General features: G+C 29.5%; 15 protein-coding genes. 14 read left to right on the forward strand and 1 reads right to left on the reverse strand.

Annotated features, from left to right (window positions below; all coding sequences use genetic code 11):
- The first annotated feature begins 29 nt into the window (after nucleotides 1-29).
- Nucleotides 30-1223, forward strand: coding sequence for a methionine adenosyltransferase (gene metK / locus L8X36_RS00205; RefSeq protein WP_263682081.1), 1194 nt, complete (start codon nucleotides 30-32; stop codon nucleotides 1221-1223).
- Here the strand turns inward: metK and L8X36_RS00210 are convergent.
- A complete protein-coding gene (locus tag L8X36_RS00210; protein WP_263682082.1) occupies nucleotides 1175-2557 on the reverse strand; it encodes an apolipoprotein N-acyltransferase in 1383 nt (460 codons plus the stop codon). The two genes, metK and L8X36_RS00210, sit on opposite strands and share 49 nt — an antisense overlap.
- Between L8X36_RS00210 and yajC the strand changes: the two genes are divergently transcribed.
- The 13 genes from yajC (at nucleotide 2527) to hpf (ending at nucleotide 16595) form a co-directional block, all read left to right on the forward strand.
- The gene (yajC, locus tag L8X36_RS00215) at nucleotides 2527-2802 is read left to right on the forward strand and encodes a preprotein translocase subunit YajC (protein ID WP_012661754.1); all 276 of its coding nucleotides are present in this window, start codon (nucleotides 2527-2529) and stop codon (nucleotides 2800-2802) included. The genes L8X36_RS00210 and yajC overlap by 31 nt on opposite strands.
- The gene (gene secD, locus L8X36_RS00220) at nucleotides 2795-4375 is read left to right on the forward strand and encodes a protein translocase subunit SecD (protein ID WP_263682083.1); all 1581 of its coding nucleotides are present in this window, start codon (nucleotides 2795-2797) and stop codon (nucleotides 4373-4375) included. The genes yajC and secD overlap by 8 nt, the downstream gene beginning before the upstream one ends.
- A complete protein-coding gene (secF, locus tag L8X36_RS00225) occupies nucleotides 4375-5346 on the forward strand; it encodes a protein translocase subunit SecF (RefSeq protein WP_263682084.1) in 972 nt (323 codons plus the stop codon). The genes secD and secF overlap by 1 nt, the downstream gene beginning before the upstream one ends.
- A gap of 2 nt (nucleotides 5347-5348) precedes the next feature.
- Nucleotides 5349-5690 (forward strand): DUF6394 family protein, encoded by a 342-nt coding sequence (locus tag L8X36_RS00230; protein WP_039618681.1) that lies wholly within the window; start codon nucleotides 5349-5351, stop codon nucleotides 5688-5690.
- Nucleotides 5691-5698: 8 nt separating this feature from the next.
- The gene (gene leuS, locus L8X36_RS00235; protein ID WP_263682085.1) at nucleotides 5699-8128 is read left to right on the forward strand and encodes a leucine--tRNA ligase; all 2430 of its coding nucleotides are present in this window, start codon (nucleotides 5699-5701) and stop codon (nucleotides 8126-8128) included.
- The gene (lptE, locus tag L8X36_RS00240) at nucleotides 8125-8622 is read left to right on the forward strand and encodes an LPS assembly lipoprotein LptE (RefSeq protein ID WP_263663103.1); all 498 of its coding nucleotides are present in this window, start codon (nucleotides 8125-8127) and stop codon (nucleotides 8620-8622) included. The genes leuS and lptE overlap by 4 nt, the downstream gene beginning before the upstream one ends.
- 1 nt (nucleotide 8623) lies before the next feature.
- The gene (locus tag L8X36_RS00245) at nucleotides 8624-9991 is read left to right on the forward strand and encodes a hypothetical protein (RefSeq protein WP_263682086.1); all 1368 of its coding nucleotides are present in this window, start codon (nucleotides 8624-8626) and stop codon (nucleotides 9989-9991) included.
- A gap of 1 nt (nucleotide 9992) precedes the next feature.
- On the forward strand, nucleotides 9993-11162 hold the full coding sequence (locus tag L8X36_RS00250; protein WP_263682087.1) for a Mur ligase family protein: 1170 nt from the start codon (nucleotides 9993-9995) through the stop codon (nucleotides 11160-11162).
- Entirely contained in the window at nucleotides 11149-12060 is a 912-nt protein-coding gene (locus L8X36_RS00255; RefSeq protein WP_263678820.1) for a M23 family metallopeptidase, read from the forward strand. The genes L8X36_RS00250 and L8X36_RS00255 overlap by 14 nt, the downstream gene beginning before the upstream one ends.
- The gene (locus L8X36_RS00260) at nucleotides 11988-12392 is read left to right on the forward strand and encodes a bactofilin family protein (protein WP_263682088.1); all 405 of its coding nucleotides are present in this window, start codon (nucleotides 11988-11990) and stop codon (nucleotides 12390-12392) included. Before L8X36_RS00255 ends, L8X36_RS00260 begins: the two co-directional genes overlap by 73 nt.
- Nucleotides 12382-15321, forward strand: coding sequence for a DEAD/DEAH box helicase (locus L8X36_RS00265; protein ID WP_263682089.1), 2940 nt, complete (start codon nucleotides 12382-12384; stop codon nucleotides 15319-15321). Before L8X36_RS00260 ends, L8X36_RS00265 begins: the two co-directional genes overlap by 11 nt.
- Nucleotides 15318-15998, forward strand: a complete 681-nt coding sequence (locus L8X36_RS00270; RefSeq protein ID WP_263682090.1) for an endonuclease III domain-containing protein — start codon at nucleotides 15318-15320, stop codon at nucleotides 15996-15998. Before L8X36_RS00265 ends, L8X36_RS00270 begins: the two co-directional genes overlap by 4 nt.
- A 78-nt stretch (nucleotides 15999-16076) precedes the next feature.
- Nucleotides 16077-16595, forward strand: coding sequence for a ribosome hibernation-promoting factor, HPF/YfiA family (gene hpf, locus L8X36_RS00275; protein ID WP_039618662.1), 519 nt, complete (start codon nucleotides 16077-16079; stop codon nucleotides 16593-16595).
- The last annotated feature ends 20 nt before the right edge of the window (nucleotides 16596-16615 follow it).

The raw sequence follows: 16615 nt of genomic DNA on the forward strand, positions 1-16615 counted from the left end.
AATTTTTATGATAAGGAATATTAAAAAATATGTATTTGTTTACTTCTGAAGTTGTTAGTGCAGGACATCCTGATAAATGTGCTGATATTATAGCTGATTCTATAGTGGATGCTTTCTTAACTCACGATAAAGATTCAAGGGTTGCTAGTGAGGTTTTTGTAGCAGGAAATAAAGTAGTAATTGGTGGTGAAATTAAATCAAAACATAAACTAGAAAAACAAGATTATGAAAATATTGTAAAAAAAGCTCTAGCAGATATTGGCTATGATGGGCATCCACATTTTAGCAAAAAACAATGTTTACATCCTGATGATTTAGATGTAATGGTATTTTTAAATGAGCAAAGCCCTGATATCAATCAAGGTGTTGATCAAGAAGATGGAGAGATTGGAGCGGGTGATCAAGGGATAATGTTTGGTTTTGCAAGTAATGAAGCAAAAGAATATATGCCAGCAGCTATTTCTTATGCTAGAATGCTTTGTGATAAAGTATATGAGTTTGCAAAAAACAATCCTGATAAACTTGGAGTGGATATTAAAACTCAAGTGACAATTGATTATGTAAATAAAGAAAATTTTGAAAATTGTAAACCTCAAAGCATCCATACTATTGTAGTTTCAGCTCCTTGTGTTGAAAGTATGAAAATAGAAGATCTAAGAGCTTTAGTGATGGAATTGATTTTAGATTCAAATTTACCAAAAGAACTTTTTTGTCCAGAAAAAACAAGAATTTTAATCAATCCAACGGGAAAATATGTAAATCACAGCTCGTTGCATGATAGTGGTTTAACAGGAAGAAAACTTATAGTAGATAGCTTTGGTGGTTATGCTCCAATAGGCGGAGGAGCGCAATCTTCTAAAGATTATACTAAGGTTGATAGAAGTGGGCTTTATGCAGCAAGATGGCTTGCTAAAAATATCGTAGCCGCAGGTCTTGCTAAAAAATGCATAGTACAGCTTTCTTATGCTATAGGCGTAGCTAAACCAACTTCTGTAAGTGTGGATTGCATGGGAACAAACACAAGATTAAATGATGATATTTTAAGTGATTTTGTGATGAAAACTTTCCCATTAACTCCAAATTGGATTAAAAATAAATTCAATCTTGATAAACCAAGTAAAGATACTTTCATGTATGCTGATGTAGCTGCTCGTGGTCAAGTAGGTCAGGCTGATTATCCTTGGGAAAAATTGGACGCTCTTGATGAATTTAAAGCATTATAATAATGAAGCTTTTGAGCTTCATTTTGCTTTAAAAGTTTTTCTTTTATCTTTAAAATCAATATCTTTTTTGACTTAATTACAGCATTTTCTTTTCCATTAACTGCATGATATATACTTACATTATAATTATTTGCATAAAAACGCATTAGAAAATTTTGTAATTTATACTCACTTGAAAAATTAAACCAAGCATTGTTTGAAATAGCGATGATGATTTTTGAGTGTTTATAAAGTTTTTCTTTTGTAGCTTCAAAGCAGATAGCATTAGTGATGAGTTGATTATTTAGAGTGTATTGATTTAATTCCTTTCCTTTTGAAAATTCATCAATATTTAAAAGATATTTTTTAAAAAAGGTTTTAAATATAGGAATTTCTTCCCCAAAAGGCACAAGATAGTGTTTGTTAAAAACTTGTATGTTGCCATTGTCAAATACATAAGTGCTATTGTATAGATGATTAGGTGTGGTACTTATAGCACCTGTGATGATGATGATTTGTTTTGATAAATCTTTTAAAGCTTGTAAATAACTTGGAGCTTTATTTAAAGCAAAGGCAAAAGCTGTTTCAGGAAAAACAATTACTTCTTTACCTTCTTTTATGGCCTGATTGATTTGATAAAATATATCTTTAGAATGAGTGTGTAAATTTTCTTGTATGAATTTTTGATCTTGGGAGATATTAGTTTGAATTAATTTATAGTCTAAATTTAATGTTTGCGATTGTTTTTGATTATATTGGGCTCCAATTAGAATAAGGATTAAAATGATTGCTATTTTATAATATCTTGAAATGTATTTTTCATAATAAAAATAAGCAATCAAAAACATAGCTATAATGCCTTGATAACTTGCATCAAAGATTCCATATACACTTAAAACACCCCAATTTAGCCAATCAAATCCAAAAGGATGAACAAAACTAAGTAAAAAAATCCCACAAAGCCTTAAAAAATCATATTTAAGAAAAAAACATACCAAAAATAATAATCCATAAATTAATCCGATTAAGATAATTTCTAAAGGAATTAAATAAGCTAAATCAAAATAAATTGATGATAAAGCTATCCACCAAAACCATAAAATTCCTACAAAAAATCCGGTATAAAAATATCCTATTTTACTTTTATTTCTTAGCAATAAAATCAAACCATATATACTTAAAAATGGTGAAATAAATTCAAAAAGTAAATTTTCAAAAAAAGAAAAATAAATAAAATTTGACAATAAAAGTGCAGAAAAAAAGGCTTTTATTATTTTAAAAGTGGTAGAATTAGAATTTATGAACTTTAAAAAAAGGGGAAGAAATGGCAGAAAACGGAAATATTTGGACTTCATTGTTGCCTCTCATTGTGCTTTTTGCGATTTTTTATTTTTTGGTTATCAGACCACAACAAAAACAAGCAAAAGACCACAAATTAATGGTTTTATCTTTAGAAAAAGGAGATAAAATCATCACAAATGGTGGGATAATTTGCGAGGTGGTAAAACCAGAAGAGGATTTTATCAAAGTTAAGCTTAATGATGAAAATGTAGTTGTAAAAATTTCTAGAGATTTCATAGCAAAGAAAATTGATGCGTAGTGGAAAAATTACTTATAGAAGTATCATTTTCTTTGTAGTTTTTCTTATAGGATTAATTTTTTCCATACCTTCTTTTATGCAAACCCAAAGTGGTGCTAAGATCAACCTGGGACTTGATTTGCAAGGTGGTTTGCATATGTTATTAGGTGTAGAAGTAGAAGAGGCGGTTAAATCAAAGGTTAAATCCATAGCCTCTTCTCTTAGTTATTCTATCAATAAAGAAGATATTATTGTTGATAAAATCAAAGTAAATGATACTAGTATTAAATTTAGTTTATTAGATGAAAATGATGTAGCTAAGGTTGATTTGTTATTAAAAGACATTAAAGGCTTGGCTATTACACACGAAAATTTACACTACACACTTTTTTTAACCCAAGAAGAAATCAAACTAACTCATGAACAAGCTATTTTACAAGCTGTAGAAACCATTAGAAACAGACTTGATCAATTTGGCCTTGCAGAGCCAAATGTAGCAAGATCAGGTGAGGATAAAATTTTAGTCGAACTTCCAGGTATTAAAACTGCTGCAGATGAGGCTAGAGCTAGAGAGCTTATCGCAAAAGCTGCACATTTGCAATTAATGGAAGTAGATGATGTTAGAATGGATCAGGTAAATAATCTTACTCCAGCTCAAGCTGCTGAATATGGAGATTTGATTTTTGAAGATGCAAAAAATCCTCAAATTAAATATCTAGTAAAATCTATACCTATTCTTGATGGTTCTATGCTAACAGATGCAAAAGTAGGTTTTGCACAAAGCAATAATCTTCCTGTGATTAATTTTACCTTAAATTCAGAAGGTGCGAAAAAATTTGGAGATTATACTGGGAATAATGTAGGCAAACGCTTAGCTATAGTTTTGGATAATAAAGTATATTCAGCTCCAAGAATTAATGAAAGAATAGGTGGAGGTAGTGGCCAAATTAGTGGTAGCTTTACTGTAGAAGAAGCTCATGATGTGGCTATTGCTTTAAGAAGTGGGGCGCTTTTAGCACCGGTTAAAATGCTTGAAAAAAGAAGTGTTGGACCATCTTTGGGTGCTGATAGTATTAAAATGAGTATGATAGCCTTAGCAGGTGCTTCTATATTAGTTATTGCATTTATGGTGATGTATTATGGTATAGCAGGAATTTTTGCTAATATTGCTTTAGTGGCAAATATTTTAGTGATTATTGCTGTAATGGCTATGTTTGGAGCAACTTTGACTTTACCTGGTATGGCAGGACTTGTACTGACTGTGGGTATGGCAGTAGATTCTAATGTTATTATTAATGAAAGAATTAGAGAATTATTGCGAGAAGGTGCTAGCATAAGGCAAAGTGTTGAAAATGGTTATAAGCATGCAATGAGCGCGATTTTAGATTCTAATATTACTTCGCTTATTACTTCAGTGGTACTTTATGCTTATGGAACAGGTGCGGTAAAAGGTTTTGCGGTGACTTTGAGTATTGGGATTTTAGTTTCGATGATTACTTCTATTGTTGGAACTCATGGTATGTTTGAAATGTTTATGAACCGTATGGAAAAAAGCAATAACACAAGATTATGGTTTGGATATAGGAGACCTTAATGCAATTTTTTAGTCAAAAACATGTTTATGATTTTATGAGAATGAGATTTGCAGCCATCTCTTTGTCTTTTATTTTATTTTTTGGTTCTATTTTTATCCTTTTTACTAAGGGTTTAAATTTTGGTATTGATTTTACCGGTGGAACTTTGGTGCAACTTCAATATGAGCAAAAAGCTCCTTTGGCCGAAATTCGTAAAGCTTTATCTATAAATGAAAATTTAAAAGGAGCTAGTGTTACTGAATTTGGTAGTGCTAATGAAGTTATTATTCGTTTTTCAGGAAGTAGCGATAGCTTGGGAAGTGATATTGGAGTAAGTATTGCAAATTTGTTAAAAGATACAGGTAAATTTGAAGTGCGCCGCGTGGATGTAGTAGGTCCAAAAGTAGGAGACGAACTGCGTAATAAAGGTCTTATGGCGGTTGGAATTTCTTTGATTGCTATTTTGATTTATTTGGCAGTGAGATTTGAATGGCGTTTTGCTATGGCTTCTATTGTGTGTGAAATTCATGATATAGTCATTACTTTAGGTGCTATTGCGTTATTTGAAATAGATGTAAATTTAGATATTTTGGCGGCTGTTTTAACTGTGCTTGGATATTCTTTAAATGATACGATTATTATTTTTGATAGGATTAGAGAAGGTGTTAAAACAAGTAAAAATTCAAAACTTGATTTAATTATCAATGAATCAGTTTCAGCTACTTTATCAAGAACTACTTTAACAACGGGTTTAACTTTAATTACTGTTGTAGTGCTTTATTTCTTTGGCGGATCTATGATAGAAGGTTTTGCTCTAACTATGATAGTGGGTATTGTAGCAGGTACTGCAAGTTCTATATTTGTAGCAAGTCCAGCACTTTTATGGTTTAAATTTAGTGTTACGCAGTATCGTCAAAAAGAATTAGAAAAAGTAAAGAAAAAACAAGAAAAAGAGAAATTAAGAGCGATGTATGAAAAAGGAACGGTGTAAAAATGAATTGGGGTAAGGTTATTTATATCTTTTTTGCTCTAATGAGCTTAACTACAACCGCAGGATTTTTATATGATCAAAATGAAGTTGCTTTATTTATTGCAGCTTGTGTGAATTTAATTTCTACTTTATTGAAAATTGGGGTTAGAAATTTCTTAGCAGCTGAATTATTTGCTAGTTCTTTGGTAGCTGATTTGCATTTAATTCCAGCTTTTGCTTTAATACAAATTAATCCAGAAGCTAATGTTATGGTTTATACTTTAGCAATTGGTGCTTTGATAGCTAATATCTTTTCAATGATTTTAGTTATAGTTGATTCAGTAAAAAATCAAGAAGAAAATTAGGAGTGAAAATGGCATATGAAGCAGGTAAAATAGAAAAAAAATGGCAAAAAATTTGGCAAGAAAAAGAATATTTTGAACCAAAAGATGATTTTTCTTTACCAAAAAAATACATTTTATCTATGTTTCCATACCCAAGTGGTAGAATTCATATGGGACATGTGAGAAACTATAGCATAGGTGATGCTATGGCTAGGTATTATAGAAAAAAAGGTTTTAACGTCTTACATCCTATAGGTTTTGACAGTTTTGGTATGCCTGCTGAAAATGCTGCGATTAAACATGGTATCCATCCTAAAAAATGGACTTATGAAAATATTGATTATATGCAAAATGAGCTTGCTTCTTTGGGTTTTTCTTTTTCTAAAAAGAGAATGCTTGCTACTTCTGACCCTTTATATACTAAATTTGAGCAAGAATTTTTCATCAAAATGTATGAGAAAGGGCTTGTTTATACTAAAGAAGCTGAAGTTAATTGGTGTGAGAATGATAAAACAGTCTTAGCAAATGAGCAAGTTGAAGATGGCAAATGTTGGCGTTGTGGGCATGAAGTCATTAGAAAAAAAATGCCAGGATATTATGTAAAAATTACCGCTTATGCAGATGAATTATTGCAAGATCTTAAAAAATTAGAAGGAAAATGGCCAAGTCAAGTTCTAACCATGCAAGAAAATTGGATAGGTAAAAGCACAGGGCTTAGTTTTGATTTTGATATAGAAGAAAATGATAAAATCAGCGCAAAAAAGATCAATGTTTTTACCACAAGAGCTGAGACTATTTATGGAGTATCTTACATCGCTTTAGCGCCTGATCATGAAATAGTAAATGAATTAATTGATAAAAAGTTACTAGATCAAGATATTATAGCTAAAATTCAAAATATACAAAATCAAACACCACGCCAAAGACAGGCCGCACCAAAAGAAGGATATTTTTTAAATCTTTATGTAATCCATCCACTAAGTAAAGAAAAAATTCCTTTATGGGTAGCTAATTTTGTTTTAAGTGATTATGGTAGTGGTGCTGTTATGAGTGTACCTGCTCATGATGAAAGAGATTATGAGTTTGCAAAAACTTATAATTTGGCTATAAAAAAAGTAATTTATAAAGATGAAAATGACGCACAATGCTACACTTTAAAAGAAGGCGTTTTAACTAATAGTGGTGAATTTGATCAATTAGAATGCAATGATGCTAGAGAAAAAATTAGTTTAAAAATTGAATCTTTGGGTATTGGTAAAAAGGTTACTAATTTTAAAATTCGTGATTGGGGTGTTTCTAGACAAAGATATTGGGGAGCTCCTATACCAATGATTAAGTGTGACTCTTGTAGCATAGTTCCTCAAAAAATAGAAAATTTACCTATTACCTTGCCTGAGGATGTGGTGATAAATGGAGAAGGAAATCCACTTGATAAGCATGAAACATGGAAAGAGTGCGTTTGTCCAAAATGTGGTAAAAAAGCGCAAAAAGAAAGCGATACTTTAGATACTTTCTTTGAAAGTTCTTGGTATTTTGCGCGTTTTGCAAGTGATGATAAAACATGGCAAGAAAAAGCAGTAGATGAAAAAAGTGTTAATTATTGGATGAATGTTGATGAATATATTGGTGGGATTGAACATGCGATATTGCATTTACTCTATGCTAGATTTTTCCAAAAAGCACTTAGAGATTTGGGTTATTTAAAAGATGATGAGCCTTTTAATAGACTTTTAACCCAAGGAATGGTCACTAAAGATGGTGCTAAGATGAGTAAGTCTAAGGGGAATGTGGTTGATCCTGATTATATTATAGAAAAATATGGAGCAGATAGTGCAAGATTGTTTATACTGTTTGCTGCACCACCTGCTAAAGAACTTGAATGGAACGATAGTGCATTAGAAGGTGCGTTTAAATTTATCAATAGGCTTTATGAAAAGGCTATGAGTTTAGAATGTGGAAAATTACAAGAAATTGATCATCAAAGTTTAAATAAAGAAGAAAAATATGCTAGATTAAAAGTATATGAAGCTTTGAAAAAATCTTTCGAAGTTTATGAAGAAAGCTTTGCCTTTAATACCTTAATAGCTGCATGTATGGAGGCTTTAAATGCCTTAAATGCTATAAATCATAAAGAAGTTTCAAAAGAAGCTTTTTATATTATTTTAAATATCTTAGAGCCTATCATCCCTCATGTTTGTTTTGAACTTAGTGAGTATTTATTTAAATGTGATAATTTTAAAGTATTAAAAATAAAAGATGAAGTTTTTGTAAAAGATAGTTTTAATATAGCTATTAGTGTTAATGGTAAAAAAAGAGCACAGATTGAAATAAATTCAGAAGCTAAAGAAGATGAGATTTTAGCTTTAGCTAAAGAAAATGTTGCAAAATGGCTAGAAGGAAAAACTATAGTAAAAGAAATTTATATTGATAAGAAATTGGTAAATTTGGTGATTAAATGAAAAAATATCTAGTGTTGTTTTTTGCTTTTTTCATCATAGCTTGTGGATATATTCCCTCTTCGCAGATGGCAAGTAGAGTTTTGGGCGAAAATGTATTTTTAAAAATCAATATTAGCAAACAAGATCCTGAAAACAGTGTTTACATAACAGATATTCTAAGAGAAGCTATGCTTAATAAGCTTGGTAGAAAAATCACAGATGAATATAATGCAGATAGTTCTATTATAGTTACGATGAAAAAATTAGAATTTCATCCTATAGTTTATGATAAAAATGGTTATGTAATTTATTATAAAGCGGAGCTTTATTTGGAGTTTGTGTTGCGTTATAAAAATGGCAAGGAAGAAATTGTAAATACTAAAGGGAGTTATAATTTTGATATTAATCCAAACTCTATCATCAGTGATCAAGCAAGATTTGAAGCAATTAAAAATGCATCAAGTGAAGCTTTTGATGAATTTGTTTCTATTATAGCTATTAGGGGTTATAAATAAAATGGCAAGTCATATCAATGAAATTGCAAAAGAAACATTGATAAAACTAAAAGAGCGTAAGTTATATCCAACTCCTGAAAATTATAGCGAGGTGTTTGAAGAGTGTGCTAAAAAAGCAGGAGTGATGAGTTCAAATAAAGCCAGAATAGAAAAATACACCAATCTTTTAGATGATTCTTACAAGCAAGAATTAAAAGGAAAAAGTATTCGAACTATTGATGAGTTTTTGATGTTTTTAGTCTCTAGGCTTAATAGACAGGTAAGTAGAAAATATGAAGATGTTTATGCTTTGCTTGGCTTAATCATTCAACAACTTAGTATTAGTAAAGATAAAAAAATCAAAGAGCTTGCTCAAATTACTCAACACAGATTATCTCAAGCTATGGACTTAGAAACCATATATCTTTTAAGAGCTAAATGGAAAGAACTTGAAAAATCTTATGAAGATGGAGAACTCTTAAAAAAATTAGAAGAATTTAATATCCGAGCTTTTTTGGATTTTCATGCTTTAATAGAAAAACTTATCACTATGCTAAAAGAACGTTCTTATGAAAAACAAGCTGAACTTTTACTAGCTTCTTTAGAACCTTTATTTGGTGAGAGTAAAGAAGTAGAGCAATTTAAGCAAAAATTAAAAGAAAACCCTAGATTGATTGCTAGAAAAGAATTTGCACATGAATATTGTTTGATGCTACAAAAAAAAGAAGCAATAGATAAATACTATATACAAAAAAATCTTTCTTTTTTCAATCAGCATTTAGAAAGCCTAAATGAAATGGTTTCAAAGCTTTATGATAATAGCCAAGAAGATGTGAAATTTATTAATGCCTTAACTAAAGATGAAAATGGTAATGTACAGATTAATTTTGATACATTAAAAGATAAGCTTTTGTATGCAAACGAGCAAATAGCTCAAATTAAAACTCAAATTCAAGCTACAAGCGATGATGAGCAAAGAGAACAATGGAGTCTTGCTCAAGAGCTTAAAAAACTTGATGAAAATTATAAGCTTTATGCGGTTAATTATGCTTTATCTTTCTTTAAAATCAATAATATAGAACATGTTATTAATGCTTATGGTATTGATAGTTTTAAAACTATTAGCGGGAAGTTTAAAAAAATCCTCAAAGACTTATGTAAAAATTTAGCTGAAATTTGGATTTTAGATGAAAGTTCTTATTTAATTGTTTTTCCGGGTAAAAGCTTAGAAGTTGCTCAAATCTTTACGGAAAAAGCTTTGAAGCTTATAGATGATTATAAATTTATTTATAAAGAAGAAGTAGTTAGACTTGTTTTATCATCTTCTTGTATAGAAAAAAAAGAATTTCCAGATGGCGATATTTTAAAAGAATTAATGCAAAAAGCTTAGTATGAAATTCCAGCAAACACTTTCACAAAAAACTATGCATGTACAAAAAATCAGTAGATTTTTTATGTTTAGTATGTATGAAAAATATAAAAAATTTATCCCAAAAACTAAAAATATTCAAATTATTGGCACTAATGGCAAAGGAAGTACAGGTAGATTTTTAGCGCTTTTACTCTTAGAGCAAGGATGTAAAGTAGGGCATTATACAAGTCCACATATTTTTGAATTTAATGAAAGATTTTGGTTAAATGGAAAAATTACAGGCAATGAGCTTTTAGAAAAAGCACACGAAGAATTGGAAAGTGTTTTTTTAGATGATGTGAAAAAACTTAGCTATTTTGAGTATGCTACATTTTTAGCATTTTTTGTTTTTAAAGATTGTGATTATGTGATTTTAGAAGCTGGAGTAGGTGGAGAGTACGATGCAACAAGTGTTTTTGAGATAGATTTTAGTATTTTTACTAAAATAGGTTTTGATCATCAAGATTTATTGGGTAAAAACTTGGATGAAATAGCAAGAACAAAATTAAAAGCCATGAGCGCTAAAGCTTTAATTAATCATAAGCAAGAGGCAAAAGTATTAAATTTGGCTCAAAAAATAGCAAAATTAAAACAAGCTAGTTTAGATATTAGTGCGTTAGATGAAAACAAGGCTATTTATCCTTATGTGCAAAAATATATTCAAAAATATAATTTAGCAACTTTTTTAAAAGATAATCTTTTTTTAGCCTTAGAAGCTTTTTCTAAAATTTGTGCCAAAAATGAGAAAGAATTGATTTGCAGCATTAGTAATTTGCCAAAACTTGATTTAAAAGGAAGGTGTGAGCAAATAAGTCAAAATATTTTTGTTGATGTAGGCCATAATGAAATGGCAGCTTTAACTTTAGCTGAAATTTTCAAGGAAAAAAAAGTTCATTTGGTTTATAATTGCTTTTTAGATAAAGATTCTTATAAAATTTTAAGAGCTTTAAAGCCTATAATAAAAATAGTTGAAATTTATGAATATGAAAGCAAAGACAGACCTTTAGCAGGCTCTGTTTTGCTAGAAAATTTAGAAAAATTAGATATTGCTTATCAAAAATTTGAACAAATAAAAAAAGATGAGTTGTATTTAGTTTTTGGTTCTTTTGTATTGGTAGAAAATTTTTTAAGAGGCTATAATGAAAGATAAATTTACGCTAACTATCACAGATGTAAATGGTTCTAGACATTTTTTATTAAGTCAGATCATAAAAAAAGTAATTATTTATTTTACTACTTTTGTTTTTGTTGTTATAGTTTTGGGTGCTTTATATATTAATTATTTAGCAGATAAGCGTTCAGAGCTTTTAAAAGAGCAAGAAACATTGTCAGCAAAAAATACTAAATTATTTTCTCAAAATGAAAGTATGCAAAAAAGTTTAGAGGAAAAAACAGCCTTGTATGATGAACTCCAAACTCAACTTGCAGATATTGAAGAAAATTTAGGTTTAAAGCAAGATGAGGGTTTAGATATACCAGAAAGATTGGAAAAAGTTAAGCTTACTAACGATCAAGCCTATTTATTTTTAACACAAATTCCAAATGGCCATGTGATAGAAGATAATGGAGTCACAGGTAATTTCGGATGGCGTCATCATCCTATATTAAATAAAAAAGAGTTTCATCCAGGTATTGATTTAAGAGCAGCTTTAAATACTCCTATTTATGCACCGGCAAATGGAGTGGTTGAGTATGCTGCATATAGTAATAATGGCTATGGTTATTCAGTGATTTTGATCCATAATTTTGGCTTTAAAACGGTATATGCGCACATGATGCGCAAAGATGTTGTTAAGGCAGGGCAATTTGTAAAAAAAGGTGATTTGCTTGGATATACAGGAAATACCGGTCTTTCTACGGGACCACATTTGCATTATGAGGTTAGATTTATTAATAAACTTTTAGACCCTAAAATTTTTATAGATTTAAACCGAAAAAATTATGAACAAATATTTGATAAAGAAAGGAGAGTTCCATGGCAATCTTTAATAAAGGCTCTATTGCTACAGTATCCGAAACTACAGTCATTTCAAACGGAGCAAAAATAGAAGGAAAATTTTATTTTGACTCTATGCTTCATTTAGATGGAGAGATTACAGGTGTGATTGATTCTTCTAATGTGATAGTGATAGGTAAAAGTGGTGTTTTAAAAGGACAAGTTAAGGCAAGTAAGATAGTGATTAATGGGGTTTTTGAAGGAGAAATGCAAGTTGATTCTTTGGAAATTTTATCCGGTGGTGTGCTTAATGGTAATATCATAGTTAAACAATTAAGCATTGAAAATGGTGGAAAATTTAATGGAAGCAGTAAAATAATTGAAAAAGACGAAGAACTTGCAACTATTGATGTGAGCATAGAAAATTCAGAAAATGCAAGCTAAATTATATGAATATTTATTAAGTAACAAAACTGAGTTAATAGTTTGTGAGAATGATAAAGAAGCAGATGAGTTAGCTCAAGTTTGTTTATTTTTAAATTTAAAAACTTTCGTTTTACCTGATTTTAGAGCAGAATTTGGTAGTGACTTGCGCTCTTTTTCTAAAGAGCTTTTTGAAATTTGTAAAGTTTTAAATGCTTATCACAAAGAAGATGAAAATAAAATTTTAATTTCTCCTATAAAAACAATTTTGCAAAAACTCCCCGGGAAAAAGCATCTCAAAAATATTATTCTTAAAAGAAATTCACTTCTTGTTTTAGAGAAATTTAAAGAAGAAATTTTACATAGTGGGTATGAGTTTGTAGATATAGTTCAAGATAAGGGTGAGGTTTCAATACGCGGGGATATTATAGATATTTTTACAATTAACGAAGAACAGCCTTTTAGAATTTTGCTTTTTTCAGATGAGATAGAAAGTATAAGATATTTTGATATTCATACACAAAAATCAATCCCAAGTGAACTTTCAAAAATTGAAATTTGTCCATTTTTAAGTGCTTTTAATCAAGAGCAATATGAAAATCTACAAGAAAAAATTCAAAATTTTCAAAGTCAAAGCATTGTTAATGATGTTAATTCTTTAGGATTTTGGTGTGTTGATGATTTTTGTGATTATTTAGATTTAAATTTTGTGAGTATAAAAAATTTTGATGTAAATGATTTTGAAGAAGATATTAGTAAAATCAATCAAAATATTTTACCTGAACCAAGATTTTGTAAAGATTTAGTAAGTTCTTATAATCATGATTTTTTCACTTTTCACAAAGATAAAAAAATTACTATTTTGGCAAAAAATGAAGCTTTGTTTAAAGCTTTAAATTTACAAGAATTTTCAAATATTAAATTAAAAATATCTCAAGAAAGAATCAACCTAATCACTCAAGATGAGCTTATTATCTCTTTAAATAAAAAAGAAAAAAGTAAAAGAGTTAGAAAAGCAAGTTTGGTAATAGATGAGCTTAGGGTTGGGGATTTTGTTGTACATGAAGATTATGGTGTAGCTAAATTTTTAGGTCTTGAGATTATTATAATTGCAGGAGCAAAAAAAGAATTTGTAGCTCTTGGGTATTTAAATAATGATAAGCTTTTATTGCCTGTTGAAAATTTGTATATGATTGATAAATATATCGGTGCAAGTGGTGGCGTGCCTTTACTTGATAAGCTTGGAAAAGGAAGTTTTCTAAAAATCAAAGAAAGATTAAAAGAAAAATTATTTGCCATTGCTTCAAATATAGTTTCTTTAGCAGCAGCTAGAGCTTTGATAAAAGCAAAAGAATTAAAAATTTCTCAAGAATTACAAGATGAATTTATCAATAAAGCAGGATTTTTTTATACTAAAGATCAAAGTCAAGTTTGTCAAGAAATCACTCAAGATTTAAAAAGTTCTCAAGTAATGGATAGGCTTTTAAGTGGTGATGTGGGCTTTGGTAAAACAGAAGTTGCTATGAATGCTATATTTACTTGTGTAAAAAGTGGCTATACAGCTTTGTTTTTTGTGCCAACTACTTTACTTTCAGCCCAGCATTTTAAAACCTTAAAACGAAGATTTGATTCTTTTGATATAGAGGTTTTTAAACTAGATCGTTTTACTAGTGCTAAAGAAAAAAAACAAGTTTTGGCATTTTTAAAAGAAAATAAGCCTTGTGTGGTGGTTGGAACGCATTCTCTTTTAGGGATTGAGTGTGAAAATTTGGGTTTAGTCGTGATAGATGAGGAGCATAAATTTGGTGTAAAACAAAAAGAAAAACTCAAAGAATTAAGTAAAAACTCCCATATTCTATCTATGTCAGCAACACCTATACCAAGAAGCTTAAATCAAGCTCTTAGTTCTTTAAAATCATATAGTGTTTTACAAACTCCACCTGAGGATCGTTTGGATGTGCGTACCTTTGTTAGAGAAAGTAATGACGCTTTGATTAAAGAAGCTATTTCAAGAGAATTAAGAAGAGCAGGACAGATTTTTTATATACACAATCATATAGCAAGTATTGATGGGTGTAAAAAATATCTTTTAGATTTGTTTCCGAATTTAAAAATTTTAATCTTGCATTCTAAAATTGATGCAAAAATTACTGAAGAAGAAATGATTAAATTTGAAAATAAAGAATATGACTTATTGCTTTGTACTTCTATAGTTGAAAGTGGTATTGATTTAGCAAATGCAAACACTATCATAGTGGAAAATTCAGATCGCTTTGGTATGGCTGATTTGCACCAACTTAGAGGAAGAGTAGGGCGTAGTGCTAAGCAAGGATATTGCTATTTTTTGATTGAAGATAAGGAAAAAATCACAAAAGATTCTTTAAAAAGACTTACGAGCTTAGAGAGTAATTCTTATTTAGGCTCAGGAAGCGTGCTTGCTTATCATGATTTAGAAATTCGTGGGGGTGGAAATTTATTAGGAGTGGATCAAAGTGGGCATATAGAGCAAATTGGTTATAGCTTGTATCTTAAAATGTTAGAAGATGAGATTAATAAGCTAAGTAAAAAAGAAGAGGTTAAAGAGAAAAAAATAGATCTAAAGCTTAACATCAATGCCTTTTTAAATAGTGAGTATATTAGTGAAGATCGTTTGAGATTAGAACTTTATAGAAGACTTAGCAAGTGTATGAGTGTTAATGAAGTCTATGAGATAGAAAGTGAGATGAATGATCGTTTTGGAAGGCCTGATATCTTCACAAAGCAGTTTTTGGATTTAATCATTATAAAAATTTTAGCTAGCAAGCATTATAAACTAGTGAGTAATTATGAGCAAAATATTTGTTTTGTAAAAGATGATGAGAGCAAGGAAGTCATTAAGGCAAAAAGTAAAGACGATGATGATGTAATTGAGGCTATTTTGATGCATTTAAGAAAGAGTGAAAAAGCATGAATGGATATGAAATTTTTAAAGCTTTAGTTAATGCAAATATTGATTATCAAGATTTTGAGTGGCTAGAAAATAATACTTTGAGCGAGTTTGAAATTTTAATTTCTGTGGTTTTAACTCAAAATACAAACTGGAAAAATGTATTGAAAGCTTTGACAAATTTAAAACAAGCAAATATTACTAAGATAGAAGATTTATCAAAGTTAAACACTCAAGATTTAGCGCTTTTAATAAAACCAAGTGGATTTTATAATACTAAGGCAAAATATATTAAAAATTTTACTCAAAAATATTTTCAATATTTTAATTCTTTTGAGTTTTTTAAAGAAGAAGTAGATAGAGAATGGCTTTTGAGTATTAAGGGTTTTGGTCAAGAAAGTGCAGATGGAATTTTAAATTATATATGTAAAAAAGAAGTTTTAGTAGTTGATGCTTATGGTGCAAAAATAGCTAATTATTTAGGCTATGAGTGTCAAAGTTATGATGAATTAGCAGATTTTTTAAAAAAAGACATAGCTAAAAATCAACAAGAATTGTGTGTTTTGTTAAAAAAAGAATGTAAATTATACGAGCTTTATCAAATTTTTCATGCTTTAATTGTTTCTTTTTGTAAAATGCATTTTCAAGGTAAAAAACTTTCAGCAGATGGCGCACTTATTTTAGACCCTTTAAAATTTTAAATTTATTTTTTATTTAAAAAGTTAATTTTTTACGATTAAAGTGCTATAATGTATTTAACTTCATAAAAAGGAGAAGTAATGAATACAAGTATAGTTGGAAAGCAATTTGAGCTAACTGAGTCTATAAAAGAGTATGTGGAAAAAAGCTTTGATGCTTTAAGTAAATATGGCTTAGATGTGATTTCTGCGCGTTGTGTTATAAGTGCTGATGAAAGGCATGGAAAGAAAGGATTTTGGGCTGAATTCAGCATTAACTTAGCTGGTATTAATACAGTGGTTGTAAAGCAAAAGGATAAAGACTTATATGCTGCTATAGATTTAGCTATTGATAGAATTTCTAAGGTTTTAAGAAGATTGCATGATAAAAATATTACCCATAAGCATCAAGATGAGATAAAAGAAAATTTAGTATTGCCAAGTGTGATTGAAGAAGATGAGATAGTTCCAATGGAGCTTGAACTATATAAACCTTTAGAAATTGAAGAAGCATTAGAAAAGCTAAAAGCAAGTAAGGATATATTTTTAGTTTTTAATGACATCGATGCAAAAATGAGAGTGTTGTATAAGAAAAAAGATGGTAAATTTGGTTTATTTTAAAAAATCTAGCCTTTTTAAGG

It is taken from the genome of Campylobacter sp. CNRCH_2014_0184h (genome assembly GCF_025772985.1).
In the GTDB taxonomy this organism is placed as follows: Bacteria; Campylobacterota; Campylobacteria; order Campylobacterales; family Campylobacteraceae; genus Campylobacter_D.

Excerpts from the sequence above, each read along its gene's own strand:
- hpf (WP_039618662.1), top strand. The coding sequence starts at position 16,077 with ATGAATACAAGTATAGTTGGAAAGCAATTTGAGCTAACTGAGTCTATA.
- secF (WP_263682084.1), top strand. The coding sequence starts at position 4,375 with ATGCAATTTTTTAGTCAAAAACATGTTTATGATTTTATGAGAATGAGA.
- L8X36_RS00250 (WP_263682087.1), top strand. The coding sequence starts at position 9,993 with ATGAAATTCCAGCAAACACTTTCACAAAAAACTATGCATGTACAAAAA.
- L8X36_RS00210 (WP_263682082.1), bottom strand. The coding sequence starts at position 2,557 with ATGAAGTCCAAATATTTCCGTTTTCTGCCATTTCTTCCCCTTTTTTTA.
- L8X36_RS00245 (WP_263682086.1), top strand. The coding sequence starts at position 8,624 with ATGGCAAGTCATATCAATGAAATTGCAAAAGAAACATTGATAAAACTA.
- metK (WP_263682081.1), top strand. The coding sequence starts at position 30 with ATGTATTTGTTTACTTCTGAAGTTGTTAGTGCAGGACATCCTGATAAA.
- L8X36_RS00270 (WP_263682090.1), top strand. The coding sequence starts at position 15,318 with ATGAATGGATATGAAATTTTTAAAGCTTTAGTTAATGCAAATATTGAT.
- yajC (WP_012661754.1), top strand. The coding sequence starts at position 2,527 with ATGGCAGAAAACGGAAATATTTGGACTTCATTGTTGCCTCTCATTGTG.
- L8X36_RS00265 (WP_263682089.1), top strand. The coding sequence starts at position 12,382 with ATGCAAGCTAAATTATATGAATATTTATTAAGTAACAAAACTGAGTTA.
- leuS (WP_263682085.1), top strand. The coding sequence starts at position 5,699 with ATGGCATATGAAGCAGGTAAAATAGAAAAAAAATGGCAAAAAATTTGG.
- secD (WP_263682083.1), top strand. The coding sequence starts at position 2,795 with ATGCGTAGTGGAAAAATTACTTATAGAAGTATCATTTTCTTTGTAGTT.
- L8X36_RS00230 (WP_039618681.1), top strand. The coding sequence starts at position 5,349 with ATGAATTGGGGTAAGGTTATTTATATCTTTTTTGCTCTAATGAGCTTA.
- L8X36_RS00260 (WP_263682088.1), top strand. The coding sequence starts at position 11,988 with ATGGCAATCTTTAATAAAGGCTCTATTGCTACAGTATCCGAAACTACA.
- lptE (WP_263663103.1), top strand. The coding sequence starts at position 8,125 with ATGAAAAAATATCTAGTGTTGTTTTTTGCTTTTTTCATCATAGCTTGT.